Genomic DNA, 25259 nt, shown 5'->3' with positions numbered 1-25259 from the left:
CTGGGAAGTTGGGTCGCCGGGGGAGGGCCGAGGTGCTCGAGCACGAGCCCCGGCCGTGCCGCTGCGGCAACCGGGCCGTGGTTTCCCCAGGTGCCGTGCAGCATCGGAACCAGGGAGGCGTGGACCGGGGCAGGATCAGCCGAGCTTCATGACGTAACCCGCGTGGTGCAGTTCGTCGCCCCGGAACTCTCCGTAGGCCCAGAAGCCGAGGTCGTCCAGGTAGTCGATGCGGTCGCCGTCGATCCAGTACCGGCCCTGGTAGGCGTGCGGGCGCCCGCCCCGGGTCTCGTCGTAGCGGCCGTCGGCGGCGAGCTCCTGGTGCAGGAAGCCGTTTCTGTCGGTCCAGACGCCGACTCGCGGGCTGCCGGTCAGGTCCTCGGCGGCCGGAATGCCCGCCTCGGGCGCGGCGGCCCGGCCGGGGACGTCGGTGCCGGACCACAGGACCGGCCGGCCGGCCGCGACGAGCGCCCGGACCTGCTCCGGCCGATTCATGAGCACGGCCACCGCGTTCGGCACGTCGGCAGCGAGTTCGTCGGGCACCACCAGGAAGTCGGGGGTGTTGCCCGGAGTCAGCGTCGCGACGTACTCCGCGCGGTGGCCACGGCCGCCGGCCAGCGCGACGGTGTCGACGACGGCGGGGGCGATGGTCAGTCCGGTGCAGTCGACGACGATGGCGTTGTCGTCGCCCGCGGCGGTGATGATGCCCGGGCCGGCGCCCACGAGCAGGGAGCCGACGAACAGGAGGTCGGCGCCGGTCGTGGTCCCGATCAGCGGGTCCATCGTCAGGATGCGGGCGTTGGTGAACAGGATGGGCCGCCCCTCGTCGTCCGAGAGGATCTCGTCGAGGGCCTCGGGGTTCCAACGCACGGTGCCGGTGTCGGTGATGGTCATTGCGTGCTCCTAGGTGGAGTCGCCTCATCGCCGTCCCCGCTGCGCGACATGAGCGTGCCGGTTCAGGTCAGAGGTGAGAGTCCGGCAGCTACAGCGGCTGCCTGACCACCAGGTTCGTCGCGCGGCGGATGCGGAACCAGGCCGCCGTCATCCCAGGTGTCCGGCACCCACGATCCGTCCCGGCGCCTACGACCGCGGAGGCCGTGGGGAAAGCCCAGGACGGCACGCTTCGCTGCCGCCCGGCAGGAAGGGAGCCGTCGCTCGCGACGCTGGGTGCGCGGCACCCAGGAAGCCCTCACCTGGGGAGACGGCGGCCTGGTTGTCACCGGCCGCCGGGGCGATCGTGGAGCCATGACCCTCAACGACACGCCCCGCGACCCGCACCCGTATGTCGGGATGTGGGTGACCGCCGACGGACACATCCGTCAGGAACTCCTGCCCGACGGCCGCTACGACGAAGCCCGCGGCAGCCGCCAGAGCGCCTACACCGGCAGCTACACCGTCACCGGCAACCACATCGACTACGTCGACGACACCGGCTTCACCGCCACCGGCGACGTCCGCGACGGCGTCCTCTTCCACGAGCACCTGGTGCTTTACCGCAAGGGCGACGAATGAGGCTCCCCGCCACTCGCAGAGGCCACCCGCGGCGACTTCGGGCCGCGAGCCGAGACATCTGTGCAGATCAGAGCAGTTCCGACACTCTTCGGCGGTCACACTGTCGAACGCGCGAGCAGCGGATTCGCAGGTCAGGAGCCTGTACTGGTGGGGCGGGTGGGACTCGAACCCACGGCCGACGGATTATGAGTCCGCTGCTCTAACCGGCTGAGCTACCGCCCCATAACGGCGTGTCGCGTACATGTGTGCGCGCCGTCTGCCGCAGCATAGCCGCTCATACGATCTCCTGCTTCGGATGGTCGGCTGCGTACGGCCCTCGTGACCATGGAGACCGCGACGGGCCTCGCACGGTTCCTCCGGACATGAAAAAGGACCCCTGCGGGGTCCTCGTTCAGCATGCTCCCCCGACTGGACTCGAACCAGTAACCTGCCGGTTAACAGCCGGCTGCTCTGCCAATTGAGCTACGGAGGACCGAGCTCCCCCGACTGGACTCGAACCAGTAACCTGCCGGTTAACAGCCGGCTGCTCTGCCAATTGAGCTACGGAGGAATGCCTCGTTGCATCGAACGCATCCACCTGGGTATTCGCCAGGGGGCGCGCGCTCGCTGCGACACATACATTAGCGCAAGCAGGGGGGTGCTCCGCCAATCGGTACTCCCCAGCGCCGTCGCCGTACCGGAGACCTTCACAGACTGGAACAACGGGAAGGGTGGCCGCCATGAAGTACCGGCTCACGTTCGTCGCCGGAGCAGCCCTGGGTTACGTGCTGGGCACGAAAGCCGGGCGGGAGCGATACGAGCAGTTGAGGAGGTCCGCGCAGCAGCTCACACAGAACCCCGCGGTCCGCAACACCGCGGAGAGCGCGGGCCGGCAGAGCCGCGAGTTCGCCGACAAGGCCTACCAGGCGGTGAGCCACAAGGTCGGCGACCGCATGCCCGACTCGGTCGCCCAGCGCGTCTCCGCCCTCCGCGAACGCACGAACCACCACCCGGCGGAGGACGACTGGGGCACCAGCAACACCTAGTGGTACCGCTCCACCGTCACTCCAACGGCGCCCGCACCCCCACCCCGGGGGAAGCGTGCGGCAAAATTGCCTCATGGGGATAGTCGCCGGGCTGGACAGTGCGCCCGATTTCACTCGCATCGTCGTCTGTGACGCGGACACCGGAGCCGTGGTCAGGCAGGGCTACGCCCCGCACCCGGCCCAGGGTCCCGACGGCGGCGGACGTCCCTCCGACGTCGATCCGCAGGCCTGGCTGCTGTCGCTGGGCGAGGCCGCGGGCGGCGGGCTGCTGGAGGGCGTGCAGGCCATCGGCGTGTCCGCGCAGGCGAACGCGCTGGTGCCGCTGGACTCACAGGGCAACACGGTACGGCCGGCGATGACCGGCGGGGACAAGCGCGCACAGGTCGCGGCGGCCGATCTGATCGACGCACTCGGCGGGCGGGAGGCCTGGGCACAGGCCGTGGGCTGTGTGCCGGGAGCCGCGCAGTCGGTGACCAAGCTGCGCTGGATGGCCCGCAGCGAACCGGAGAACGCGGCGCGCACCGCCGTACTGCTGCAGGCGCACGACTGGCTGGTGTGGCAGCTGCTCGGTCGGCCGGTGCGGCGGACCACCGACCGGGGCGGCGCGTCCGGCACCGGCTACTGGGCGGCGGCCACCGGCGGTTACCGGTCCGATCTGGTGGAGATGGCCCTGGGGCACCAGGCGATGCTGCCCGAGGTGATCGGCCCGTCGGACGCGGCCGGTACGACGCCGGAAGGGCTGCTGATCTCCGCCGGCACGGGCGAGACGATGGCGGCGGCGTTCGGACTCGGGATCGGGCTGGGCGACGCCGTGGTGTCGCTCGGCGCGTCCGGGTCCGTGATGGCCGTGCACCCCGAGGCCCTCGTCGACCAGTACGGCATGATCACCTCCTTGGCCGACGCGACCGGCATGCACCTGCCCGTCGTGACCACCCTCAACGCCGTACGGGCCCTGCGCGGGACCGCGGAACTGCTGGGGCTGCCCGATCTGGAGAGCCTGTCCGAGCTGGCGATGAAGTCGACGCCGGGTGCGCACGGGCTGGTGCTGCTCCCCTACCTGGAGGGTGAGCGCACACCCAATCTGCCGCACACCGCCGGGACACTGGCGGGGCTGCGGCGTGAGTCGATGAAGGCGGAGCATCTGGCACGGGCCGCGTTCGAGGGGATGCTGTGCGGGCTCGCGGACGCGCTGGACGTGCTGCGCGGCCGGGGCGTGGACGTGCGGCGGGTCTTCCTGCTGGGGCAGGCCGCCGAACTGCCCGCCGTGCAGGCGGCGGCACCCTCGCTGTTCGGGGCGCAGGTGGTGGTGCCGCAACCGGCCGACTACGCGGCGACCGGCGCCGCCCGGCAGGCTGCGTGGGCGCTCGGGGTGTCACAGGGCACCCTCGATCCGCGGACCCCGCCCGTCTGGCAGGGCCCGGTGGCCCAGGTGCTGGACCCCGGCGAGGAGTTGGCGGTGGGACAGGCGGTACGCCAGCAGTTCGTGTCGGTGCGCGAGCAGACGCACCCGGGGGCGCTGCGACCGTAGCGGGCGCGCCGGTCGCTTCCGTTGAGGCAACGCGGGTGGAGCGTTCGACGATGGGGCCACGGGCAACCAGACGCCCTCGCCGACCACCCGAGGGAACCGGCGTGCTCATACGACTCCTGCGAACCCACCTCAGGCCCTGCCGGAGACCCATCGCCCTGCTGGTGTTGCTGCAGTTCGAACAGGGCGCGCACGGTGAGCTGCCGGCGGCGGACGGTGCCTACGCCCGCCTGTACAAGGCGCAGTTCGCGGAGGCGGTGGCGGAGGTCGACTGAGCCGTCCTCACGCGCCGGACGGGCCGGGCCGGCCCGTCCGGCGTGCGGGGAGCAGGGGTACCGAGGCCCTGAGACGTCACGGCTTCCCGGGCGCCGCCCGGCTCAGCCCGTGCCCGCCGTCTCCGTCAGCTTCTTCATCTGGGCGGTGATCACCTCGTCCGGGGCCTCGCCCGCGTTCTTGTGCGCGACCAGGCTCTTCCAGCCGAAGACGGCGACGTTGGAGCCGCTGCGCACCACCCGGTACCAGTGCGCCGTGCCGGACAGCTCCCGCTTGTAGGCGACCGCCTCGTCGCCGGGGCCGGGGTCGGGGTCGGCGAGTGCGGTGACGGTCGGGTTCAGGCCGGTGTCGTCCTCGTAGCCGGCGGGGCAGTTCTTCGCCGCCTCGCGGACGCGGGTGAGGAGTTCCTCGGCACCGGCCGTCTTGTCGTAGGCGTACAGCGTGATCTCGGTGGCCTGTGTGTCCGTCTTCGGATGGACGGAGCGGGCCGCCGCAGCGGCCGGTTCCGGTTCCGGGGAGCGCAGCCGGATGTCCTCGATGGGCTGGCAGAGCGCCGGGTCGGCCGGTGTGCCCTTGCTGCCGAGGACGGTGCCCTGTTTGAAAACGGTGAAGGTGTAGTCGGGCAGCTCGGCTTCCGTGATCGCCGCGCTCTCCAGACCGGCCGCGTCCAGCGGGCCGCCGCCCGCCTTCCCCGTTCCCTTCCCCGAGCTCTCGGCCGCGGCACCGTTCCCGCCGTCCCGGGACTCCTCGTCGCCGCCTCCACAGCCGGCCAGCAGGGCCGCCGTCGCCAGCATCGCCACGACCGCCGGGAACCGCCGCCATCCGTCCACGCGCATTCTCGCTCCTCAGACATCCGTCCCCGGCACGTCCGTACCAAGGTCATCTCTGGGAGACGGTGTCAGAACACGACGGGTGCGGCGTCAGCGAAACGGCGTATAACCCCTACGTAGAAGGCCAGTTCGAGGGCGCGGGACGCCGGGGTGCCCCTCAGTCCAGGTAGCCGCGGAGTTGGTCGGCGAAGGCGTGGTCGCGGAGCTTGTTGAGGGTCTTGGACTCGATCTGCCGTATCCGTTCCCGCGTCACGCCGAAGATGCGGCCGATCTCCTCCAGGGTGCGCGGACGCCCGTCGATCAGCCCGTAGCGCAGCTGCACGACCTTCCGCTCCCGCTCGCCCAGCGTGGACAGCACCGCTTCCAGGTGCTCCCGCAGCAGCAGAAAAGCCGCCGACTCGACGGGACTCGCCGCATCCCCGTCCTCGATGAGATCACCGAGCGCGACGTCGTCCTCTTCGCCCACCGGCGCGTGCAACGACACCGGTTCCTGCGCGAGCCGCAACACCTCGCCGACCCGCTCGGGCGGCAGGTCGAGGTGCGCGGCGACCTCGCCCGGCGTCGGTTCGTACCCGCGCTCCTGGAGCATGCGCCGCTGAACCCGCACCACGCGGTTGATGAGCTCGACCACGTGGACGGGCACGCGGATCGTGCGGGCCTGGTCGGCCAGCGCCCGGGACATGGCCTGGCGGATCCACCACGTGGCGTACGTGGAGAACTTGTAGCCGCGTGCGTAGTCGAACTTCTCCACCGCCCGGATCAGCCCGAGGTTGCCCTCCTGGACCAGGTCCAGCATGGTCAGTCCCCGGCCCACGTACCGCTTGGCGACGGAGACGACGAGCCGCAGGTTCGCCTCGATCAGCTGCCGCTTGGCCATCCGGCCCATGACGACGAGCCGGTCCAGGTCGAGGGCGAGCCGGCTGTCCAGGTCGGGGGTGCGGCGCAGCTTCTCCTCGGCGAAGAGCCCCGCTTCGACACGGCGCGCGAGTTCGACCTCCTCGGCGGCGTTGAGCAGCGGGATGCGGCCGATCTCGCGCAGATACTGACGGAACAGGTCCGAGGAGGGGCTGCCGGTCTCGGGGCGGACGGGCGCGGGCGGCTCTGCGTGCTCTACGTGCTCCGCGGGCTCTACGTGCTCCGCGGGCTCTACGTGCTCTACGTGCTCCGCGGGCTCTACGTGCTCTGCGGGCTCCGCGTGCTCCGTGGGCTCCGCGTGCTCGACGGGCGGTTCGGCCGGCGCCGGAGCCCCGGCCGGGGGGCCGGCCGGTTCGGGCGGGGTCTCGGGGTGGTGCGCGACGCGGCCCAACGCGGACCCGGCGACGAGGACGTCGGCGTCGGGCTGGGTGAGGGTCTGGGTCTGCACGGGGGCGACCTCCAGGATGATCGCTGCCAGGGGGTGGGGCAGCGGTACTTCGGGGGCGGAGTCGGCGGCCTCGCCGCTGTCCGTCCCGTACGCGATGAGCGGAACCGCGGATGTCCGGGACCCGTCGACGACGGATCGGCCGCGCTCCGAGGACTCAGGCACCTGGTCCAGTGTGGGGTACGACACATCGTCCCCACGAGGGGCGTGCGGTGACTTTTTGCGTCCGGTGCGTGACCGGGTGGTTACAGGGGCCGGGGTGGTGGCGCCCCGGCCGGCCTCACAGCGCCGCCGCCCCGTGCTCCCGCAGTGCCTGGTCGTACTGCTGGAGGATCCACAGCTCGTTCTGGACCGAGGTCAGTTCCGCCGGGTCGCCGTGACCGCCGAGGCGGGTGAGGCGGCCGGTGATGTCGCGGATACGGCGCTCGACGGCACGGCGGCGGACGGTGACCAGCTGGGCGCCCGCGTAGGTCTCGTCGACCTCCTTGACGCCCCGGTGCAGCATGATCGCTTCGACGGCGAGTTCGGTGACCATGGCGCGGACGGTGTCGTCGGGGGCGGCGTCGCGCACCCGGATCAGGTACTCCTGCCCGTCCCGGACGCCGTACTCGGCACCGCCCGCGTCCAGGATCGCCTGGCGTACGGCCGCGTAGGGCGGGGCGGTGAACTCGTCGAGGCCGTACGCGTCGAAGGCCGGGGACACGAGTTCGGGGCGCTGGAGGGCGAGTTTGAGCAGTTCGCGTTCGGTGGCGAAGACCGGGTTGCGGAGGTTGAGGGCGGGGCCGCGTGGGGTGGCCCGGTCCGGCGCGTACTGCTGCGGGCCACCGCCGCGCTGCTGCCGGTCGGGGGCGGGGCCCCTGCCGCCGCGGTCGCGGGCCCAGCGGGCCAGCTGGGCGACCCGTTTGACGACGAACTGGGTGTCGAGGATGCCGAGCATCCCGGCGAGTTCGACGGCGACCTCGTGCTGGGCGCCGCTGTTCTTGATGCGCGCGACGATCGGGGCGGCCTCGTCGAGGGCGCCGGCGCGGCCGGCCGGGGTGTCCAGGTCGTAGCGGCGGACGACCTGGCGGAGGGCGAACTCGAAGAGCGGGGTGCGGGGTTCGGCCAGGTCGGCGACGGCCTCGTCACCCTTGGCGAGGCGCAGGTCGCAGGGGTCCATGCCGTCGGGGGCGATGGCGATGTAGGTCTCGGCGGCGAACTTCTGGTCGTCCTCGAAGGCGCGCAGGGCGGCCTTCTGGCCGGCCGCGTCGCCGTCGAAGGTGAAGATCACCCGCGCGCTGCCGTTGTCCATGAGGAGCCGGCGCAGGATCTTGATGTGGTCGCCGCCGAAGGCGGTGCCGCAGGTGGCGATGGCGGTCGTGACGCCCGCGAGGTGGCAGGCCATGACGTCGGTGTAGCCCTCGACGACGACCGCGCGGGACGCCTTCGCGATGTCCTTCTTCGCCAGGTCGATGCCGTAGAGGACCTGGGACTTCCGGTAGATGGCGGTGTCCGGGGTGTTCAGGTACTTCGGGCCGTTGTCCGCCTCGTAGAGCTTGCGGGCGCCGAAGCCGACGACCTCGCCGCCGATGTCCCGGATGGGCCACATCAGGCGGCCGCGGAAGCGGTCGATGGGGCCGCGGCGGCCCTCCTGGGCGAGGCCGGAGAGGATGAGCTCCTTGTCGCTGAAGCCCTTGCCGCGCAGGAAGCGGGTGAGGTGGTCCCAGCCCTGGGGGCTGTAGCCGACGCCGAAGTGCAGGGCGGCGGCCTGGTCGAAGCCGCGGTCGGCGAGGAAGATCCGGCCGGTGTCCGCCTCGGGGGAGGTCGCGAGCTGTTCCGCGTACCACTCGGCGGCGATCTTGTGGGCCTCGACCAGGCGGATGCGCTCGCCGCGCTGGTGGGTGGGGTTGTACCCGCCCTCCTCGTAGCGCAGGGTGATGCCGGCCTGTCCGGCGAGGCGCTCGACCGCTTCCGAGAAGGAGAGGTGGTCGATCTTCATCACGAACGTGATGGTGTCGCCGCCCTCCTGGCAGCCGAAGCAGTGGAAGAGTCCCTTGCTCGGGCTGACCTGGAAGGACGGCGACTTCTCGTCGTGGAAGGGGCAGAGACCCTTGAGGTTTCCGCCGCCCGCGCCTTTCAGCTGGAGATACTCGGACACCACGGCGTCGATCGGGACCGCGTCCCGAACCGCCTTCACGTCCTCGTCATTGATCCGCCCAGCCACGCGTGAATTCTACGGGGCCGCTGTGACATCTCCGGGGCGGGCGACGCCCTCGAGGGGGCGCGGGACCGTGACGTGTGCGGCCAGGCCGCGTGGGCGCGACCAGCCCGGACGGCGCGGCACTCGCGATCGGCGGAACCGGGCGGACGCCTAGGCGACAAGGCCCTCCAACGGCACACGCGGGTCCGCCAACGCCTCCGTGTCCACCGCGTTCCGCGACCGGATCAACGCCTGGATCGGATCCGTGACATCCCACACGTTCACGTTCATCCCCGCGAGGACGCGCCCCTCCTTCACCCAGAACGCGATGAACTCCCGCTTCCCCGCATCACCCCGGATGACGACCTGGTCGTACGACCCCGGCGGCGCCCACCCGGAGTACTCCATCCCCAGGTCGTACTGGTCGGTGAAGAAGTAGGGAACGCGGTCGTAGATCCCGTCCCTCCCCAGCATCGAGCGTGCGGCCGCCGGGCCGCCGTTCAGCGCGTTGGCCCAGTGCTCCACCCGCAGCCGCGTGCCGAAGAGGCCGTGCGGGAAGGACGCGACGTCGCCGGCCGCGTAGACGTCGGGATCCGACGTGCGCAGCCGTTCGTCGACGAGGACGCCGCCGCCGGCCGCGCGGTCGGCGAGTTCCAGGCCCGCCGCCTCCGCGAGGGAGGTCCGCGGGGCCGCGCCGATCGCCGCGAGGACGGCGTGCGCGGGGTGCTCCTCGCCGTCGTCGGTGCGGGCGGCGAGGACCATGCCGTCCTGGCCGGTGATTCCGGTGAGCGTGGCACCGAAGTGGAAGCGCACCCCGTGGTCGCGGTGCAGGTCGGCGAAGAGCGTGCCGAGCTCGGGGCCGAGGACCGAGTGCAGCGGTGTCTGCCCCCGGTGGACGACGGTGACCTCCGCGCCGTACTGCCGCGCCGCCGCCGCGGTCTCCAGGCCGATCCAGCCGGCGCCGGCGATCACCAGATGGCCGTTGTCCCGGCCGAGGGAGGCGAGCACGCCCTTGAGTCGCTCGGAGTGGGCGAGGCGCCGCAGGTGGTGGACGCCCGCGAGGTCCGTGCCCGGGATGTCCAGGCGGCGCGGCTCGGCACCGGTGGCGAGCAGCAGCTTGTCGTAACGGACGGTGGTGCCGTCGTCGCCGAAGCGGACGGTCTTCGCGGCGCGGTCGATCGCGTCGACGGTCTGGCCGAGGTGCAGCTCGATGTCGTGGCGCGCGTACCAGGCGGGCTCGTGCACGAAGACGCTGTCGCGCTCCTCCTTGCCGAGGAGGTAGCCCTTGGACAGGGGCGGACGCTCGTAGGGGTGGTCGCGTTCGTCGCAGATCAGTATCACGCGGCCGGTGAAGCCCTCCGTTCTCAGCGTCTCGGCCGCCTTGGCGCCGGCCAGTCCGCCTCCGACGATGACGAATGTCTGATCCGCGTCGACCACGTGATGCCTCCTCGTAAGGGTGTCGCCACCTGAGAGTCCCGCACGCAGAATGATGCCGTAAGGGGGACTGGGCCGATCAGGCCATGCGGGTCACGCCTGATCCGCTCGGGCCGGTTCGCTCGGGCCGGTCCGCTCGGGTCGGTCCGCTCGGGCCGGTCCGCTCATGTCTGCCCCCTGAGCCGGGCGTGGAGCGAGCGGGCCGAGGCGTCCGTGAGGGACGCGATCTGATCGACGATCACCCGCTTGCGGGCGCGGTCGTCCGGGGCCCGGTCGAACAGGCTGCGGAACTGCGGGTCCAGGCCGTCGGGGGCGCGGGCGGTGAGCGCCTCGGCCAGTTCGGCCACGACGATGCGCTGGTCGGCGCGGAGCAGTTCCTGCTCGGCGCGCTGCATGACGTACCGGTCGGCGACCGCCTTGAGGACCGCGCACTCCATGCGGGTGCTGCGCGGTACGACCAGCTCGGCCCCGTACCGGGTGAGACGCCCGCTGCCGAAGGCCTGCCGGGTGGCGCCCTCGGCGGCGAGGCAGAAGCGGCCGATGAGCTGGCTGGTGGCGTCCTTGAGGCGGGCCTGGGCGACGGCGGTGCCGTCGTAGCCGTGCGGCCACCACTCCTGGTCGAGGAGGCGGTCGAGGGCCTCCGCCAGTTCGGCGGGGTCGGTGTCCGCGGGGACGTAGCGGCCCACGGCGACGGCGAAGACCGCCCGGCGTTCGGGGTCCGCGTGCAGACAGTTGGGGTCGATGTGGCCGGCGTGCAGGCCGTCCTCCACGTCGTGCACCGAGTAGGCCACATCGTCGGACCAGTCCATGACCTGGGCCTCGAAGCAGATACGGGTGCCGGGGGCCTCCTCGCGGACCCAGTCGAAGACGGGCCGGTCGTCCTCGTAGACCCCGAACTTCGGTGAGGCCGGGTCGGCGGGGTGGGCGCCGCGGGGCCAGGGGTACTTGGTGGCGGCGTCGAGGGTGGCGCGGGTGAGGTTGAGGCCGACGGAACCTTCGGGGGTGAACCGCTTGGGTTCGATACGGGTGAGCAGGCGCAGCGACTGGGCGTTGCCCTCGAAGCCTCCGCAGTCCTCCGCGAACTCGTTCAGCGCCTGTTCGCCGTTGTGCCCGAAGGGCGGGTGCCCCAGGTCGTGGGAGAGACAGGCGGCCTCGACGAGGTCGGGGTCGCAGCCGAGGGCGAGGCCGAGCTCACGGCCGACCTGTGCGCATTCGAGGGAGTGCGTGAGGCGGGTGCGGGGGCTGGCGTCCCACATCTGGTTGTGCTCGCCCGGGGCGACGACCTGCGTCTTTCCCGCGAGGCGGCGGAGGGCGGCGGAGTGCAGGACGCGGGCGCGGTCGCGTTGGAAGGCGGTGCGGCCGGGGCGTTTGTCGGGTTCGGGGGCCCAGCGGGCGACTGACGTCGGGTCGTATGCGGTGGGGGGTGTGCCTTCCATGCCCCGACAGTACGGGGGTGGTGTGACAGCGGGGGACCATGGTCGTGCGGTGCGGCATGCGTCGGGGCCGTGACCCCTGCCCCCGGCAACCCCTACGCCGGGCGCACCCAGCGCGCCCGAGCGCGCAGCAACACCCCCGATGGCTGCCGCTCCGGGGCGCTGCGAGGCGCAAGGGCAGCAACGCCAGACCTCCGTCCTGACACCCCCGGCCAGGGCGGAGAGCGCCCCCTCCGCGACGCAGTGTGCAGAGGGGGCCAACTCGCGCCATCAGCACGGTTCAATGGGCGCACAGAACCGCGCGGGAGAGGACGGCGACACGATGCGGGAATGGTTGTACCCAGTGGACCCGAAGACGACGGACAGGGACGGGGAACTGCCCACGCCGGACCGCTACCTGAAATACGCCGAGGCAGGCCGCACGTCGTTCTGGGGACTCAGAGCGAAGCGTCACATCGAGCCTGGTGATCGCCTCTGGGTGTACTTCAAGCTCCCCCTTGGCAAGGTCGCTGCCATGGCCGAAGTGGAGCGCGAACCGTACGACATCGACAACGACCCCGACGGGTTCCTGTGGGAGTTCCCCGCCGCGCTGAACCTCGACGCGACGCGTGCCCTGAACCGCGAACCCGTCCCGCTCTCGGCCCTGAGTAACCAGCGGCCCCAAGGGGTCGGCGGAGTCTCTGACGCAGACCTGTTGACCTTTCTCAGGCATGCGGGCATGCGATTGCCGTAAGAGGTCGACATCGCAGCCAGTCGTTACCGGGGTCACGACTCCGTGAACTCTGCCAGGGCTCGAAACTGAGCCTGAAACTCTCGTTTTCGCACGTCAGGCCTACCCACCCTTAAGAAGGCGCACCGCCCCGGACCCCCTTCGCGCCCACGCGGCGGGGGCCGCGTCGATACAGCCCCGCGCCCCTCGGCAGGTGTCCCCGCGCTCTCAGGAAGCCTGGGCCAGTTCCACGGTGGTGGACGGAGTTCTCACGGCCTGGTCGTAGCGGTGGAGGAGGAGGTGGGCCATGGCGGGGTGGGTGCCCAGGGGGGCGGAGGCGATCCACGGGGCCACCGCCGCGGACTCCGTGGCGAAGCGGCCGGGGGCCGTGAAGTAGGAGGCGACGGCGACGCGGGTCCGGCCGCGGGCGGCGAGGGCGCGCAGGGCGTCGGGGACGGCGGGTGCGGCGGCGGAGGCGTAGGCGGGGACGACGGGGACGCCCAGGCGTTCGGCGAGCAGCCGCGCAGTGCGGCCGGTGTCGGCCCCCGCCTCGGGGTCGCGGGATCCGGCGGCGGCCAGGACGACGCCGCTCGCGCGGCGGGCCGCTTCGTCGGCCGGGGTGCGCCAGCCGGCCTCGGTGAGGCGTGCGTGCAGGGCGTCCACCAGCAGGGGGTGCGGGCCGAGGGGTGCGGCCACGCGCGCGTGCAGCCGTGCCGCGGCGGCCATCCCGGGGATGTCCCGCTTGACGTGGTAGCCCCGGCTGAGCAGCAGCGGTACGAGAACGGCCGCCCGGGTGCCGCACGCGTCCAGCCCGGCGAGGGTGTCGGGGAGCAGCGGCGCGTTCAGCTCGATGTGACCCAGGTGCACGGGCAGGGCGGGGCGCAGTGCGCGAACCCCGTCCAGGAGCTGCCGTACGGTGCTCAGCGCCCGCGGGTCGCGGCTGCCGTGGGCCACGACGACGAGGGCGGGCCGGGCGTTGCGGTGATGCGTGGTGTACGCCGTCATGCGTCGATCGTCACCGGGGGACGTTGCCGTCCCGTTGCGCGGGTGTGACGAGCGTTTTCCGGCGGTTCACCATGTGGACGGCGGCGGGTGTGAAGCTGTTCGACCTGTGGTTTCGTGCGGCGGCGTGAAGCTGGTCACAGGGGTGAGGTGAACCGGTGGGCGCTGCGGGGCGTCTCTCCGGGTCGGGGAGCGACCGGGAGGGGCCCGTCCGATGCGCCGTTTCGAAGTCCGCCGTCCGCGTCTGCCGCGTACCCGCGCGGGGCAGCGGCGGCTGGTGCGGGTGGTGGTGGCGGCGTGCGTGCTGGCGCTGCTGCCGGCCACCTGGCTGCGCCTGACGACGGACGGCAGGCTGCGCACCACGGCCGACGTACCGCGCACCGAGGTCGCCGTGGTCTTCGGCGCGGGACTGTGGGACGGGGAGCCGTCTCCGTATCTCGCGCACCGGCTCGACGCGGCGGCGGAGCTGTACCGCGCGGGGCGCGTCGAGGTGGTGCTGGTCACCGGCGACAACAGCCGCGAGGACTACGACGAGCCGGACGCGATGCGCACGTACCTGACCCGGCACGGCGTGCCCGGGACCCGGATCGTCAGCGACTACGCGGGCTTCGACACCTGGGACTCCTGCGTCCGCGCGAAGAAGGTCTTCGGGGTGGACCGCGCGGTGCTGATCAGCCAGGGCTTCCACATCCGGCGGGCGGTGGCCCTGTGCGAGACGGCCGGGGTCTCCTCGTACGGAGTCGGTGTCGACGAGCCGCACGACGCCACCTGGTACTACGGGGGTGCCCGGGAGGTCCTCGCGGCGGGAAAGGCGGCGACGGACGCGGTGTTCCGGCCCGACCCCCACTTCCTCGGCCCCGAGGAGCCGGGGGTGGAGCGGGCGCTGACGGAGGCCCGCGACCCGGGAACGCCGGACTGACGGGCCGCATACTGCGGCATGCTCGCTGCATGGCGGATACGACGCGCATCACGGTGTCAGCCACGCACAGGTGAGCACGGCCCGGCTGCGGTGGGCACTGTCCCGCGTCAAGGTCGAGCCGGTGACCGAGCGGGCAGCGAAGGCGCCGGCGGCGCTGCTCAAGGCCGCCGGTCCGCACGGACACAAGTACGCGATCGGCGCCACGGTGGCCGAGATGGCACTGCGCCAACCGGGGCCGGTGGTCACGCTGACCTCCGACACGGACGACATGTCCCGCCCGTGCGGTGACCGCGTCCGGATCGTCGGCGTCCGAGCGGGGAGCCGACCACCGCCTCACCGTGGGCCCCCGGCGGCGGGGAGGTCGCCGTTCCGGGTGTGTAACAGGGGCCGGTGCGGTGCGTAACACCGGGGACGCAGCCTGGTCGTATGCGAGACACCGTGACGCCCACGCACTGCCCCTACTGCGCGCTGCAGTGCGGGATGAATCTGACGCCGTCCCCGGACGGGAGCACCGTCGAGGTGAGTGAGCGCGCGGACTTCCCGGTGAACCGGGGGGCGCTGTGCGGGAAGGGGCGTACGGCGCCGGCGGTGCTGTCGTCGGGCGTGCGGCTGACCTCACCGCTCGTACGGTCCGAGGGGGGCGCACTGGTGCCGGCCTCGTGGGAGGAGGCGCTGGAGCGGGTCGCCGAGGGGCTCGGGCGGACGCGTGCGGAGTACGGGGCGGACGCGGTCGGGGTCTTCGGCGGGGGCGGGCTGACCAACGAGAAGGCGTACTCGCTCGGGAAGTTCGCCCGGGTGGTGCTGGGGACCTCCCAGATCGACTACAACGGGCGGTTCTGCATGTCCTCGGCGGCCGCCGCGGGAGGCAGGGCATTCGGGCTCGACCGCGGGCTGCCGTTCCCGCTGGAGGACATCCCGAGGACCGGCTGCGTGATCCTTGTCGGGTCGAACCCGGCGGAGACCATGCCTCCGTTCCTGCGGTACGTGACCGAGCTGAAGGAGAACGGCGGCACACTGATCGTCGTCGACCCGCGCCGCACGAAGACCGCCGAGCACGCCGATCTGCATCTGGCACCACGCCCCGGCACGGATCTCGCGCTGGCGCTGGGTCTGCTGCATCTCGTCGTCGCCGAGGGACGCACCGACGAGGCGTACGTCCGGGAGCGCACCGTCGGCTGGGAGGAGACCCGGGCGGCCGCGATGGCCCACTGGCCGGAGTACGTGGAGCGGATCACGGGCGTGTCCGTGCCCGAACTGCGGGAAGCGGTCCGCCTGTTCTGTGAGCCGGAGGCGGCCATGGTGCTGACCGCGCGCGGGCCCGAGCAGCAGTCCAAGGGCACCGACACGGTGGGGGCGTGGATCAACCTGTGCCTGGCGACGGGGCGGGCGGGGAGGCCGCTGTCCGGGTACGGGTGCCTCACGGGGCAGGGCAACGGACAGGGAGGGCGCGAACACGGTCAGAAGGCCGACCAGTTGCCGGGCTACCGCAAGCTGACCGACCCGGCGGCGCGGGCGCACGTGGCCGAGGTGTGGGGCGTGGACCCCGACTCACTGCCCGGGCCGGGGCGCAGCGCGTACGAGCTGCTGGACGCGCTCGGTTCGGACATCCGCTCGCTGCTGCTGATGGGGTCCAACCCGGTGGTGTCGGCGCCCCGTGCCGCGCACGTCGAGGAGCGGATCCGCTCGCTGGACTTCCTGGCCGTGTGCGACGTGGTGCTGTCGGAGACGGCCGAGCTCGCCGATGTCGTCCTGCCGGTGACACAGTGGGCGGAGGAGACGGGGACGACGACGAACCTGGAGGGGCGGGTGCTGCTGCGCCGCCGCGCGATCACACCGCCGGAGGGCGTCCGCACCGACCTGGAGGTCTTGCACGGGCTCGCCGCGCGGCTGGGCGGGGAGCGGAACCTGGAGAGGGGCTTCCCGACCGATCCCGAGGAGGTCTTCGAGGAACTGCGCCGGGCGAGCGCGGGCGGCCCCGCGGACTACTCCGGGATCACCTACCGGAGGCTGGCCGAGGAGAACGGCGTCTTCTGGCCGTGCCCGGCGCCGGCGGACGACCCGCCAGGGCCCGGGGCCGGGGCCGGGACCGGGGTCGGGACCGGGGTCGGGACCGGGACCGAGGCCGACACCCAGGCCGGTACCGACACCGGGACCGGGACCGAGGCCGGGACCGACACCCAGGCCGGTACCGACACCGGGACCGGGACCGAGGCCGGGACCGAGGCCGGGACCGAGGCCGGGGCCGAAGCCGGGACCCGGACCGAAGCCGGGAGCCGGACCGGGACCAAGGCCTTGAGCCGGACCGGGACGAAGGCCGGGACCGGCACCGGCACTGGCACCGGCACCGAGGCCGAAGCCGGTCCCGACACCGAGGCCGAGACCAAGGCCGGGGCCAACACCACCACCGCCGACACCGGTACCCGCACCGGAGCCGCTCCCCCGGCAGCCGCCGGCGCCGGGGTCACCGCGACCGGCCCCCTGGCCGACGACCCGGCACGGGCCGGCAACCCGGCACGGGCCGGCAACCCGGCACGGGCCGGCAACCACGGCGCCGGCACCGCTGCCGGCGTCCACCCCGGCACCCCGCGCCTCTTCCTCGACCGGTTCGCCACCGAGGACGGGCGGGCCCGGTTCGTACCGGTCTCGCACCGGGCGATCGCCGAGGAGCCCGACGACGAGTACCCCGTGCTGCTGACCACCGGACGGGTCGTGGCGCAGTACCAGTCCGGGGCCCAGACCCGGCGCGTCGACGAGCTGAACGCCGCCGCGCCCGGCCCGTTCGTGGAGCTGCACCCCCGGCTGGCGGAGCGGCTCGGCGCGGCCGAGGGCGACCCGGTGACCGTGGTCTCCCGGCGCGGGCGGGCGGTGGCGCCGGCACGGATCACCACCGCGATCCGTCCCGACACGGTGTTCATGCCGTTCCACTGGGCGGGCGCGGGCCGCGCCAACACCCTCACCAACCCGGCCCTCGATCCGACCTCCCGGATGCCGGAGTTCAAGGCATGCGCGGTACGCGTGGAAACCGTGCGGGCCGGACGGCCCGAATAGCCTTCGTGCGAGAGGCGGGAATCGTCTCGCAAGGCCCCGCGGCGCTTGCGCGCGCCGGAGCTCCACCGACCGTCCTCCCAGGTGATCAGTGATCCTTCCCTTCTTCGTCTACGGCACGCTCCGCCCCGGTGCGCGCAACCACGACCTGTTCCTGCGCGGCCGCACCTTGAGCGTGCAGCCCGGCCGGCTCCGGGGAGCGGTGCTGTACGAGGGGCCCGGATACCCGTACGCCGTCGAGATACCGGGCGCGGTGGTGAGCGGGGAGCTGGTGACCGCGCTGCCGGAGGCGTATCCGGGGCTGCTCGCGGAGCTGGACCGGCTGGAGGAGTACGTACCGGGCGGTCCGCGCAACCTGTACGAGCGGGTGGTGAGGCATGTCGTCCGGGAGGCGGACGGAGTGGCGGTACGAGCCTGGGTGTACGTCGCCGCACCCGCCGTCGCCGCGCGTCTGCGGACAGGGGGACAACCGGTCGAGGGCGGGGAGTGGCGGGGCTGACGGCCGGACGCACCCCCTCGGCCGAGGCGTCGGCCGGACGCCTCAGGGACGCCCCACGACCCTGGCCGCCCGCGCCGCACCTGTCCCGGTCACCCGTTCACCCCCGCGCCGGGCCCCCTTCGGGTGCTTCTCCCTGACCGGTTCGGCACGGCCCCCGTGACCTGCTGGAACGCGGCGAGGACTGCCGCCGTACGGGTGTGTCTGACACCCGTTCAGCCCGCCCTCTGACGCTTCCTCAGGGAGCGGCGGCGGCCCGGTGGCACTTACCTCGGAAAGGCAGGGACGCGTCCGACGGCGGCACATGGGGGTGCCGCGGGCCGGGTCCCCTCCGTGAGCTCGAGGGAGCATCGATGCGACGTACCGCCCGGCTGCTGACCGGCGTCACCGGTCTGACCGGCGCCGCGCTCGCCGTGGCCACCGCGGGGCTGCTCGCCGCGCCGCCCGCCCACGCCGCGGAGTCCCGCGGACCGTCGGCCGGGAGCCTGGAGGTGTACCCGTCGTCGGTCGCGCCGGGCGCGCAGGTCACGGTGAACACGTCGGCGTGCGGCGACGAGGGAACGGCGGCCGGGGACGCCTCCGCCGTGGGCGCCGGCCGGTTCACGCTGACCCCGAGCGCACACGAGCGGGACGCGATCGGTCAGTTCCAGGTACCGCCGAGCGCGCAGCCGGGGACGTACGAGATCGTCGCGGCGTGCGCCGGGAGCGGCCGGCGGGTGGCAGGTGACCTCATGGTCACACTGACGCCCGAAGCACAGCACGTGCATCCCCGGGGAGGTGTGAAGACGGGGGTCGGGGGCGCGCTGGGCCCCGACCCCGTGCAGACCGCGGCCGGTGTGACGGCTCTCGCCGTCGCCGCCGCGGGCGGTACCTGGCTCCTGCATCGCCGGGCGAGAGGCGACGGGATCTGACGGGCGCCCTCCGCTGCCCGTCCCCGCCGGTACCGCATGCCCCTCCTCCTCCGGGTCCGACGCCCCTCGCGGCCCGGAGGGGGAACGGGGCCGATCCGAGATGAGGTCCAGTCCGAGATGCGCCGCAGGTTCCGCCGCCGGCCGGGGGGCCCGGGCAACGCAGCGATAGCCGCCGTCACGGTGTGTGCCCTGTGCGCGGGGATGTGGCTGCTGCGCGACGGGACCGTGCCGCATGCCCCGCCGCAGCCGTCCGCCGCACAGGCGCACACCGGCGCCGACGACCGCAGCGCGGGGTCCTCGGCCCCCGCGCTGCCACCCTCCCCGCCCGACCGCGTCCGCATCCCCGCGATCGACGTGGACGCGCCCCTGACGGGCCTCGCCCTGACGCCGACCGGCAGCCTCGACGTGCCGCCCGCCGACGTCAAGAACCTCGCCGGCTGGTACGAGGCCGGCACCACTCCCGGCGAGCGGGGCACCGCGATCATCGCGGGCCATGTCGACAACGCCGACGGTCCGGCCGTCTTCTACTCCCTCGGCGCGGTGCGCAAGGGCAGCACCATCGAGGTGGACCGGCGCGACGGCCGGGTCGCCGTGTTCACGGTGGACGCGGTCGAGGTGTACGACGCGCGGGACTTCCCCGACAAGAAGGTGTACGGCCCGGCGTCACGCCCCGAGCTGCGGGTCATCACCTGCGGCGGCGGCTACTCGCCGACCACCGGCTACCGGGGCAACGTCGTGGTCTACGCCCATCTGACGGGCAGCCGATGAGCCGGCCGAACCGGGCGGATCACCGTCGAGGGCCGGACCCACCGTTCCGGGCGTACCACCGTTCCGGGCGGCCGCACACCGCCGGCGGCTCAGTCCTCGACCGGCTCCAGGCGGGTGGGTTCGGCACCGCCGAGATACAGCATGCACCCCGCCTCCTCGTCGTCCGGGTTCTCCGGGGGGAGTACGTGGATTCCCGCGGTGGGCGCCGGGGACCAGCCGAGATTTCGTGGAGGGTCGTATTCCTCGTAATGCCCGACGTGGAGACGGGTCGGCGGAATGGACACCGTGCAGCTGTCTCCCGCCCGGAGCCCGGACGGCGCGGGCTCGATCCGGTAGGGAACCCATTCCCGGTGCGGCTCGCCGTACGGCAGGGCGCTCGTTCCGTCCCACCGGAGATTCGAGGAGTCGTCGATCGCTCCCCACGGCCACTTCACCACGATGTACCGCGCGTCGACGCGTACGACTTCGGCCTTCGCCGGCTCGCAGGAGACGACCACTTCGTCGCCGACCCGGGGAATCATCGTGTCCCCCTCCGTTCCGGCACAGGGAGATCCGTGCCGACGGACATCGTCCACGCACCTGCTCATGGTCCACCCACCGGGTCCGCGTCCGGGTCCGAATCCGGGCCCGCCCCGCGCCTACGCCAGCCACTGCTCGTACGCCAGGTTCGCCACCAGCGCGAAGACGACCGTCAGCAGGACGACGCGGACGAAGCCGCTGCCCTTTTTCAGGGCCGTGTGGGCGCCGAGCGTGCCGCCCGCCAGGTTGAACACCGCCATCAGCGCCGCCAGCTGCCACAGCACCGCGTCCTGCCAGGCGAACATGGCGAGGGCGCCGGCGTTGGTGCAACAGTTGACGATCTTGGCGGTGGCGGAGGCGGTGACCAGGTCGAGGTGGAGCAGGGCGGTGAGCGCCAGGACGAGGAACGTACCGGTGCCGGGGCCGATGAGACCGTCGTAGAAGCCGATGCCGAGGCCGGCCAGGCCGATCGCGGCGACTCTCCGGCGGCGGGTGACCGGGCCGGTCGCGGGGGCCGTGCCGAAGGCGGGGCGCAGGATGACGAACGCGGCCACCGCGAGCAGCACCACCATGATGACCGGTTTGAGCACCTCGGTGCTCATCCCGGCGGCGAAGAAGGCCCCGGCCGACGAGCCGGCGAGAGCGGCCAGGCCGATGCGTACGGCGGTCTTCACGTCCACCGGTGCCTTGCGGGCGTACGTCACCGCGGCGCCCGTGGTGCCTACGATCGCGACCGCCTTGTTGGTGCCCAGGGCGTGCGCGGCCGGGGTGCCGGCGGGCAGGCCGAGCAGCAGGGCCGGCAGGAGGAGCAGTCCGCCGCCGCCGACCACCGCGTCGATCCAGCCGGCGGCTAGGGCGGCCAGACAGAGCAGAACGACCGTGGTCAGGGAGATGTCGGGCATGGTCGTGAGCCTATGGACGCGATAGATGGTGCGTCCATCAAGATGAGCGTTTGTTGAGGTTGCCGCCGCGTCGGCCTCCTCACACCCGCCGTCCCGTCGGGGCCCGGAACCCTCACATCCCGCCTCCGCCCCCGCTGAGGGCAGCGTTCCGCGCGGGAAACAGAGGGGATGCTGCCGGGTAACACCCGCACCGCACGCTCAAGGACATGACCTCGAACGAGCGTGTGGTGGTGATCGGCTCCGGCCTCGCGGGCGTACGACTCGCCCGGCGGCTCGGCGAGCACGGCACGCCCGTGACGCTGATCGGCGAGGAGGAGCACCGCCCGTACAACAGGGTGCTGCTCGCCGAGGTGCTGGCCGGGCGCTACAGCCCCGAGGTGATCGCCCTGCCCGCGCCCGCGGAGCTCACCCGGGCCCGGGTCACCGGCATCGACCGCGCGGCGCGCACCGTCGCCTGCGCGGACGGTTCGGTGACCGGGTACGGCCGGCTGGTGCTGGCCACCGGATCGAACCCGGTGCTGCCGCCGCTGCGCGGACTGTTCACCGCGGACCACGAGCTGCCCGAGGGCGTGCACGCCTTCCGCACCATGGACGACTGCCTGGGCCTGGCCAAGGCGGTACGGCCCGGGGTGCGGGCGGTGGTGATCGGCGGCGGGCTCCTCGGGGTCTCCGCGGCCCGCGCGCTCGCCGTGCGCGGCGCGCAGGTCGTCCTCGCCCAGCAGTCCGAGCGGCTCATGGAACGCCAGCTCGACCCCGCCGCCTCCGCGCTCGTCCGGCGGCACCTGACCGGCCTCGGCGTCGAGGTGCACACCGAGTGCCGTGTGCGGGACGTGCGCTGCGTCGCCGGCGCGGTCCGCTCGGTGGAGATGGCCGACGGGTACGCCCTCGGCGCCGACCTCGTGGTCCTGGCCTGCGGGGTGCACCCGAGGACGGGTCTCGCGCAGGCGGCGGGGCTGGAGGTACGCAAGGGCGTCGTCGTCGACGACCGGCTGCGCACCTCCGACCCGTACATCCACGCGATCGGCGACTGCGTCCAGCACGCGGACACGGTCTACGGGCTCGCCGCGCCGGCCCTGGAACAGGCCGACGCGCTCGCCGCACTGCTCGCCGGGGACACCGGCGCGCGCTACACCGGCACCCGCTCCCTGACCCGGCTCACCCTCACCGGTTCGGACGGCCCCTTCGGTCCCTTCGACCTGGCCGCGTTCGGCGAGACCGAGGCACTGCCGGGCGACGACGTCGTCCAGCTCACCGACGCCACCCGGGGCACCTACCGCAAGGTCGTCGTCCGCGACGACCGCCTGGTGGGCGGGGTTCTGGTCGGCGAACTCGGCACCGTCGGCGCCCTCGCGCGCGCCTGGGAGGGAGCAGAGCCGCTCCCGTCCGCCGGCGGGCCCCTGCTCCACCTGCTCACCAACGACGGAGGCTCCTGATGTCCACGGACACACCGACCATCGTGCTCGTCGGCCACGGCATGGTCGGCCAGCGTTTCCTCGAGGCGCTCGCCGAGCGCGGCCTGACCGCCACGCACCGCGTGGTCGTGCTGTGCGAGGAGCCGCGTCCGGCGTACGACCGCGTACAGCTCACCTCGTACTTCTCGGGGAAGACCCCCGATGACCTGTCCCTGACGGACCTGAAGCTCATCGAGGACCACGGCATCGAGCTGCGCGTCGGTGACCCGGCGGAGACCATCGACCGTGCGGCGCGGGAGGTGACCGCCCGTTCGGGGCTGGTCGTCGGCTACGACGTTCTGGTCCTGGCCACCGGCTCCTACCCGTTCGTGCCGCCGGTGCCGAACAAGGACGCCGAGGGCTGCTTCGTCTACCGCACCATCGAGGACCTGCTCGCCATCGAGGAGTACGCGAAGAGGTCGACGACCGGCGCGGTGGTCGGCGGCGGACTGCTGGGCCTGGAGGCGGCGGGCGCGCTCAAGGGTCTCGGGCTGAACACCGACATCGTGGAGTTCGCTCCGCGCCTGATGCCCGTGCAGGTCGACGAGGGCGGGGGCGCGGCGCTGCTGCGCACCATCGAGGACATGGGCCTGAACGTGCACACGGGTGTGGGCACGCAGGAGATCGTGGTCGGTGAGGACGGCGCCGTCACCGGCATGAAGCTGTCCGACGGCAGCGAACTGCCCACCGACATGGTGGTGTTCTCCGCCGGTGTCCGCCCCCGTGACCAGCTGGCCCGGGACTGCGGCCTGACGGTCGGCGAGCGGGGCGGCATCGCGGTCGACGAGCAGTGCCGCAGCGTCGCCGACCCGCGCGTGTTCGCGATCGGCGAGTGCGCGCTGGCCGCCGACGGCCGGGTGTACGGACTGGTCGCGCCCGGTTACGAGCAGGCCGAGACGGCCGCCGCGACCATCGCCGCCGACGAGTCGGCGTTCACCGGCGCGGACCTGTCCACCAAACTGAAGCTGCTCGGCGTGGACGTGGCGTCCTTCGGCGACGCGCACGGCACCGCCGACGACTGCCTCGACGTCGTCTACTCCGACTCCCGCGCCGGCCTGTACAAGAAGCTGGTCATCGGCCGGGACGGCACGCTGCTCGGCGGCATCCTGGTCGGCGACGCGGAGGCGTACGGCACGCTGAAGGCCTTCACCGGCTCGGTGCCCCCGGTCCCGCCCGAGTCGCTGGTGCTGCCGGCCGGCACCGGGGCGCCCGTCCAGCTGGGCCCGACCGCCCTGCCGGACGACGCGATCATCTGCTCCTGCAACAACGTCCGCAAGGGCACCATCCGCGAGGCGGTCACCGAGCACCGGTGCACCACGGTGCCCGAGGTGAAGAAGTGCACCAAGGCCGGTACGACGTGCGGAAGTTGCGTCAAGGTCCTCGGCCAGCTGATCAACGCCGAACTGGAGGCGAGCGGCGTCGAGGTCGACAAGGGCCTGTGCGCCTGCTTCTCCCGGACCCGCGAGGAGCTGTACGAGATCGTCCTCGCCCTGCGCATCACCTCCTACCGGGAACTGCTCGACCGGCACGGCCGTGAGGCCGCACGGGGCGGTGACGGCTGCGAGGTCTGCAAGCCGGCGGTCGGCTCGATCATCGCCTCCCTCGCCCCGGCGATCGGCGCCGGCACGCACGTCCTCGACGGCGAACAGGCCGCCCTTCAGGACACCAACGACCACTTCCTGGCCAACCTGCAGAAGAACGGCTCGTACTCGGTCGTGCCGCGCATCCCCGGCGGGGAGATCGCTCCCGAGAAGCTGATCGTCATCGGCGAGATCGCCCGCGACTTCGGCCTCTACACGAAGATCACCGGCGGCCAGCGGATCGACATGTTCGGCGCGCGTGTCGAGCAACTCCCGCTGATCTGGACCCGTTTGGTCGACGCCGGCTTCGAGTCCGGACACGCCTACGGCAAGTCGCTACGCACCGTGAAGTCCTGTGTCGGGCAGACCTGGTGCCGTTATGGCGTCCAGGACTCCGTGCGCATGGCGATCGACCTGGAGCTGCGCTACCGGGGTCTGCGCTCCCCGCACAAGCTCAAGTCCGCGGTCTCCGGCTGTCAGCGCGAGTGCGCCGAGGCCCGGTCGAAGGACTTCGGCGTCATCGCCACGGCGAACGGCTGGAACCTCTACGTCGGCGGCAACGGCGGCGCCACCCCGCGCCACGCCGACCTGCTCGCCCAGGACCTCTCGGACGCCGAACTCGTCCGTCTCATCGACCGGTTCCTGATGTTCTACATCCGCACCGCCGACCGCCTGGAGCGCACCAGCGTCTGGCTGGACCGGATCCCCGGCGGCCTGGACCACGTGCGGGACGTGGTGGTCCACGACTCCCTCGGCATCTGCGACGAGCTGGAGTCCCTGATGGCCGCCCATGTCGCCCACTACCGCGACGAGTGGGCCGAGACCATCAACGACCCGGAGAAGCTGGCCCGGTTCGTGTCCTTCGTGAACGCGCCCGACACCCCCGACCCGGTGGTCGCCTTCGTCCCGGAGCGCGACCAGATGAAGCCCGACCTGCCGCTGCTGACCATCGGCCTGCGCCCTGCCGACGACATCCTGGAAGGAACCGCGACGCGATGACCCTGGCACTCGAGACCACCGACCTGAAGGTTCAACTCCGGTTGACGAACGAGTGGTTCACGGTCTGCGACCTGAGCACCCTGCTCCCGGGCCGCGGGGTGGCGGCGCTCCTGCCCGACGGCCGCCAGGTCGCCCTCTTCGCCGACCGTGCCGGCCGCCTCTACGCCATCGACAACCGCGACCCCTTCACCGGCGCGGCGGTCCTCTCCCGCGGCCTGACCGGCACCCACCGGGGCCGGCCCTTCGTCGCCTCCCCGCTCCTCAAGCAGCGCTTCGACCTGGAGTCGGGGCGGTGTCTGGACGACGAGGCGGTACGGGTGGCGGCGTACGAGGTGAAGGCGGCCTGAACCGGCGGGTCGGCTGTCGACTTCCTGTCGATTTCGGGTCGTT

22 protein-coding genes, 3 tRNA genes and 1 pseudogene are annotated in these 25259 nt (G+C 72.6%); 14 read left to right on the top strand and 12 right to left on the bottom strand.

Features of this window, described 5'->3' with window-relative positions; all coding sequences use genetic code 11:
* Positions 1 to 135: 135 nt before the first annotated feature.
* Positions 136 to 891, bottom strand: a complete 756-nt coding sequence (locus tag ACZ5C2_RS03365; protein ID WP_468786028.1) for an Atu4866 domain-containing protein — start codon at positions 889 to 891, stop codon at positions 136 to 138.
* Between the two features lie 351 nt (positions 892 to 1242).
* Here ACZ5C2_RS03365 and ACZ5C2_RS03360 point away from each other — a divergent pair, with 351 nt between their 5' ends.
* Positions 1243 to 1509 carry an Atu4866 domain-containing protein gene (locus tag ACZ5C2_RS03360; protein ID WP_468786026.1) on the top strand — a complete coding sequence of 89 codons (267 nt, stop codon included), beginning with the start codon at positions 1243 to 1245 and terminating at the stop codon, positions 1507 to 1509.
* Between the two features lie 145 nt (positions 1510 to 1654).
* On the opposite strand, the gene ACZ5C2_RS03355 is transcribed toward ACZ5C2_RS03360, so the two are convergent.
* From ACZ5C2_RS03355 to ACZ5C2_RS03345, 3 genes are all read right to left on the bottom strand, one after another.
* Positions 1655 to 1731: transfer RNA gene (locus ACZ5C2_RS03355), tRNA-Ile, on the bottom strand.
* Between the two features lie 177 nt (positions 1732 to 1908).
* A tRNA-Asn gene (locus tag ACZ5C2_RS03350) sits at positions 1909 to 1981 on the bottom strand.
* A 5-nt stretch (positions 1982 to 1986) separates the two neighbouring features.
* A tRNA-Asn gene (locus tag ACZ5C2_RS03345) sits at positions 1987 to 2059 on the bottom strand.
* Positions 2060 to 2228: 169 nt separating this feature from the next.
* Between ACZ5C2_RS03345 and ACZ5C2_RS03340 the strand changes: the two genes are divergently transcribed.
* The 3 genes from ACZ5C2_RS03340 to ACZ5C2_RS03330 all read left to right on the top strand — a co-directional run bounded on the left by ACZ5C2_RS03340 (position 2229) and on the right by ACZ5C2_RS03330 (position 4334).
* Positions 2229 to 2534 carry a YtxH domain-containing protein gene (locus tag ACZ5C2_RS03340; protein WP_468786024.1) on the top strand — a complete coding sequence of 102 codons (306 nt, stop codon included), beginning with the start codon at positions 2229 to 2231 and terminating at the stop codon, positions 2532 to 2534.
* Positions 2535 to 2607: 73 nt separating this feature from the next.
* The gene (locus ACZ5C2_RS03335) at positions 2608 to 4062 is read left to right on the top strand and encodes an FGGY family carbohydrate kinase (protein WP_468786022.1); all 1455 of its coding nucleotides are present in this window, start codon (positions 2608 to 2610) and stop codon (positions 4060 to 4062) included.
* Positions 4063 to 4163: 101 nt separating this feature from the next.
* Positions 4164 to 4334: a hypothetical protein gene (locus ACZ5C2_RS03330; protein ID WP_468786718.1), complete on the top strand. Its 171-nt coding sequence runs from the start codon at positions 4164 to 4166 to the stop codon at positions 4332 to 4334.
* Positions 4335 to 4436: 102 nt separating this feature from the next.
* Here the strand turns inward: ACZ5C2_RS03330 and ACZ5C2_RS03325 are convergent, their stop codons facing one another.
* The 5 genes from ACZ5C2_RS03325 to ACZ5C2_RS03305 all read right to left on the bottom strand — a co-directional run bounded on the left by ACZ5C2_RS03325 (position 4437) and on the right by ACZ5C2_RS03305 (position 11571).
* Positions 4437 to 5168, bottom strand: a complete 732-nt coding sequence (locus tag ACZ5C2_RS03325) for a hypothetical protein (RefSeq protein WP_468786020.1) — start codon at positions 5166 to 5168, stop codon at positions 4437 to 4439.
* A 151-nt stretch (positions 5169 to 5319) separates the two neighbouring features.
* Positions 5320 to 6687 (bottom strand): RNA polymerase sigma factor, encoded by a 1368-nt coding sequence (locus ACZ5C2_RS03320; RefSeq protein WP_468786018.1) that lies wholly within the window; start codon positions 6685 to 6687, stop codon positions 5320 to 5322.
* Positions 6688 to 6802: 115 nt separating this feature from the next.
* Complete coding sequence (dnaG, locus tag ACZ5C2_RS03315; protein ID WP_468786016.1) at positions 6803 to 8725, bottom strand: DNA primase; 1923 nt, start codon at positions 8723 to 8725, stop codon at positions 6803 to 6805.
* A 147-nt stretch (positions 8726 to 8872) separates the two neighbouring features.
* The gene (locus ACZ5C2_RS03310) at positions 8873 to 10138 is read right to left on the bottom strand and encodes an NAD(P)/FAD-dependent oxidoreductase (protein ID WP_468786014.1); all 1266 of its coding nucleotides are present in this window, start codon (positions 10136 to 10138) and stop codon (positions 8873 to 8875) included.
* A 161-nt stretch (positions 10139 to 10299) separates the two neighbouring features.
* Positions 10300 to 11571, bottom strand: coding sequence for a deoxyguanosinetriphosphate triphosphohydrolase (locus ACZ5C2_RS03305; RefSeq protein ID WP_468786012.1), 1272 nt, complete (start codon positions 11569 to 11571; stop codon positions 10300 to 10302).
* Between the two features lie 280 nt (positions 11572 to 11851).
* Here ACZ5C2_RS03305 and ACZ5C2_RS03300 point away from each other — a divergent pair, with 280 nt between their 5' ends.
* On the top strand, positions 11852 to 12301 hold the full coding sequence (locus tag ACZ5C2_RS03300) for a hypothetical protein (RefSeq protein ID WP_468786010.1): 450 nt from the start codon (positions 11852 to 11854) through the stop codon (positions 12299 to 12301).
* A 204-nt stretch (positions 12302 to 12505) separates the two neighbouring features.
* Here ACZ5C2_RS03300 and ACZ5C2_RS03295 read toward each other — a convergent pair whose 3' ends face one another.
* Positions 12506 to 13282, bottom strand: coding sequence for a sirohydrochlorin chelatase (locus tag ACZ5C2_RS03295; RefSeq protein ID WP_468786008.1), 777 nt, complete (start codon positions 13280 to 13282; stop codon positions 12506 to 12508).
* Positions 13283 to 13493: 211 nt separating this feature from the next.
* On the opposite strand from ACZ5C2_RS03295, the gene ACZ5C2_RS03290 reads away from it, so the two are divergent.
* From ACZ5C2_RS03290 to ACZ5C2_RS03265, 6 genes and pseudogenes are all read left to right on the top strand, one after another.
* Complete coding sequence (locus ACZ5C2_RS03290; RefSeq protein ID WP_468786006.1) at positions 13494 to 14198, top strand: SanA/YdcF family protein; 705 nt, start codon at positions 13494 to 13496, stop codon at positions 14196 to 14198.
* A gap of 55 nt (positions 14199 to 14253) precedes the next feature.
* Positions 14254 to 14508, top strand: a pseudogene (locus ACZ5C2_RS03285) (DNA-binding protein); the annotation flags it as partial.
* Between the two features lie 116 nt (positions 14509 to 14624).
* Positions 14625 to 17246, top strand: coding sequence for a molybdopterin oxidoreductase family protein (locus tag ACZ5C2_RS03280; RefSeq protein WP_468786004.1), 2622 nt, complete (start codon positions 14625 to 14627; stop codon positions 17244 to 17246).
* An 88-nt stretch (positions 17247 to 17334) separates the two neighbouring features.
* Entirely contained in the window at positions 17335 to 17742 is a 408-nt protein-coding gene (locus ACZ5C2_RS03275; RefSeq protein ID WP_468786002.1) for a gamma-glutamylcyclotransferase family protein, read from the top strand.
* Between the two features lie 350 nt (positions 17743 to 18092).
* Entirely contained in the window at positions 18093 to 18650 is a 558-nt protein-coding gene (locus tag ACZ5C2_RS03270) for a hypothetical protein (protein WP_468786000.1), read from the top strand.
* Between the two features lie 117 nt (positions 18651 to 18767).
* Positions 18768 to 19418 (top strand): class F sortase, encoded by a 651-nt coding sequence (locus tag ACZ5C2_RS03265; RefSeq protein WP_468785998.1) that lies wholly within the window; start codon positions 18768 to 18770, stop codon positions 19416 to 19418.
* Positions 19419 to 19507: 89 nt separating this feature from the next.
* Here ACZ5C2_RS03265 and ACZ5C2_RS03260 read toward each other — a convergent pair whose 3' ends face one another.
* Together ACZ5C2_RS03260 and ACZ5C2_RS03255 are read right to left on the bottom strand one after the other, a co-directional pair.
* Positions 19508 to 19939 (bottom strand): hypothetical protein, encoded by a 432-nt coding sequence (locus ACZ5C2_RS03260; protein ID WP_468785996.1) that lies wholly within the window; start codon positions 19937 to 19939, stop codon positions 19508 to 19510.
* Between the two features lie 117 nt (positions 19940 to 20056).
* On the bottom strand, positions 20057 to 20839 hold the full coding sequence (locus ACZ5C2_RS03255) for a sulfite exporter TauE/SafE family protein (protein ID WP_468785994.1): 783 nt from the start codon (positions 20837 to 20839) through the stop codon (positions 20057 to 20059).
* A 206-nt stretch (positions 20840 to 21045) separates the two neighbouring features.
* Between ACZ5C2_RS03255 and ACZ5C2_RS03250 the strand changes: the two genes are divergently transcribed.
* Genes ACZ5C2_RS03250 through nirD form a run of 3 tightly spaced genes read left to right on the top strand, consistent with a single transcriptional unit; the run spans position 21046 to position 25216 of the window.
* On the top strand, positions 21046 to 22272 hold the full coding sequence (locus tag ACZ5C2_RS03250) for an NAD(P)/FAD-dependent oxidoreductase (protein WP_468785992.1): 1227 nt from the start codon (positions 21046 to 21048) through the stop codon (positions 22270 to 22272).
* Entirely contained in the window at positions 22272 to 24869 is a 2598-nt protein-coding gene (gene nirB / locus ACZ5C2_RS03245; RefSeq protein ID WP_468785990.1) for a nitrite reductase large subunit NirB, read from the top strand. The genes ACZ5C2_RS03250 and nirB overlap by 1 nt, the downstream gene beginning before the upstream one ends.
* Complete coding sequence (nirD, locus tag ACZ5C2_RS03240) at positions 24866 to 25216, top strand: nitrite reductase small subunit NirD (protein WP_468785988.1); 351 nt, start codon at positions 24866 to 24868, stop codon at positions 25214 to 25216. The genes nirB and nirD overlap by 4 nt, the downstream gene beginning before the upstream one ends.
* Positions 25217 to 25259: the final 43 nt, after the last annotated feature.

The organism is Streptomyces sp. NPDC031365 (assembly GCF_055569765.1).
Note: the sequence above shows the minus strand (reverse complement) of the source record. Positions and strands in the feature narration are given on the sequence as shown.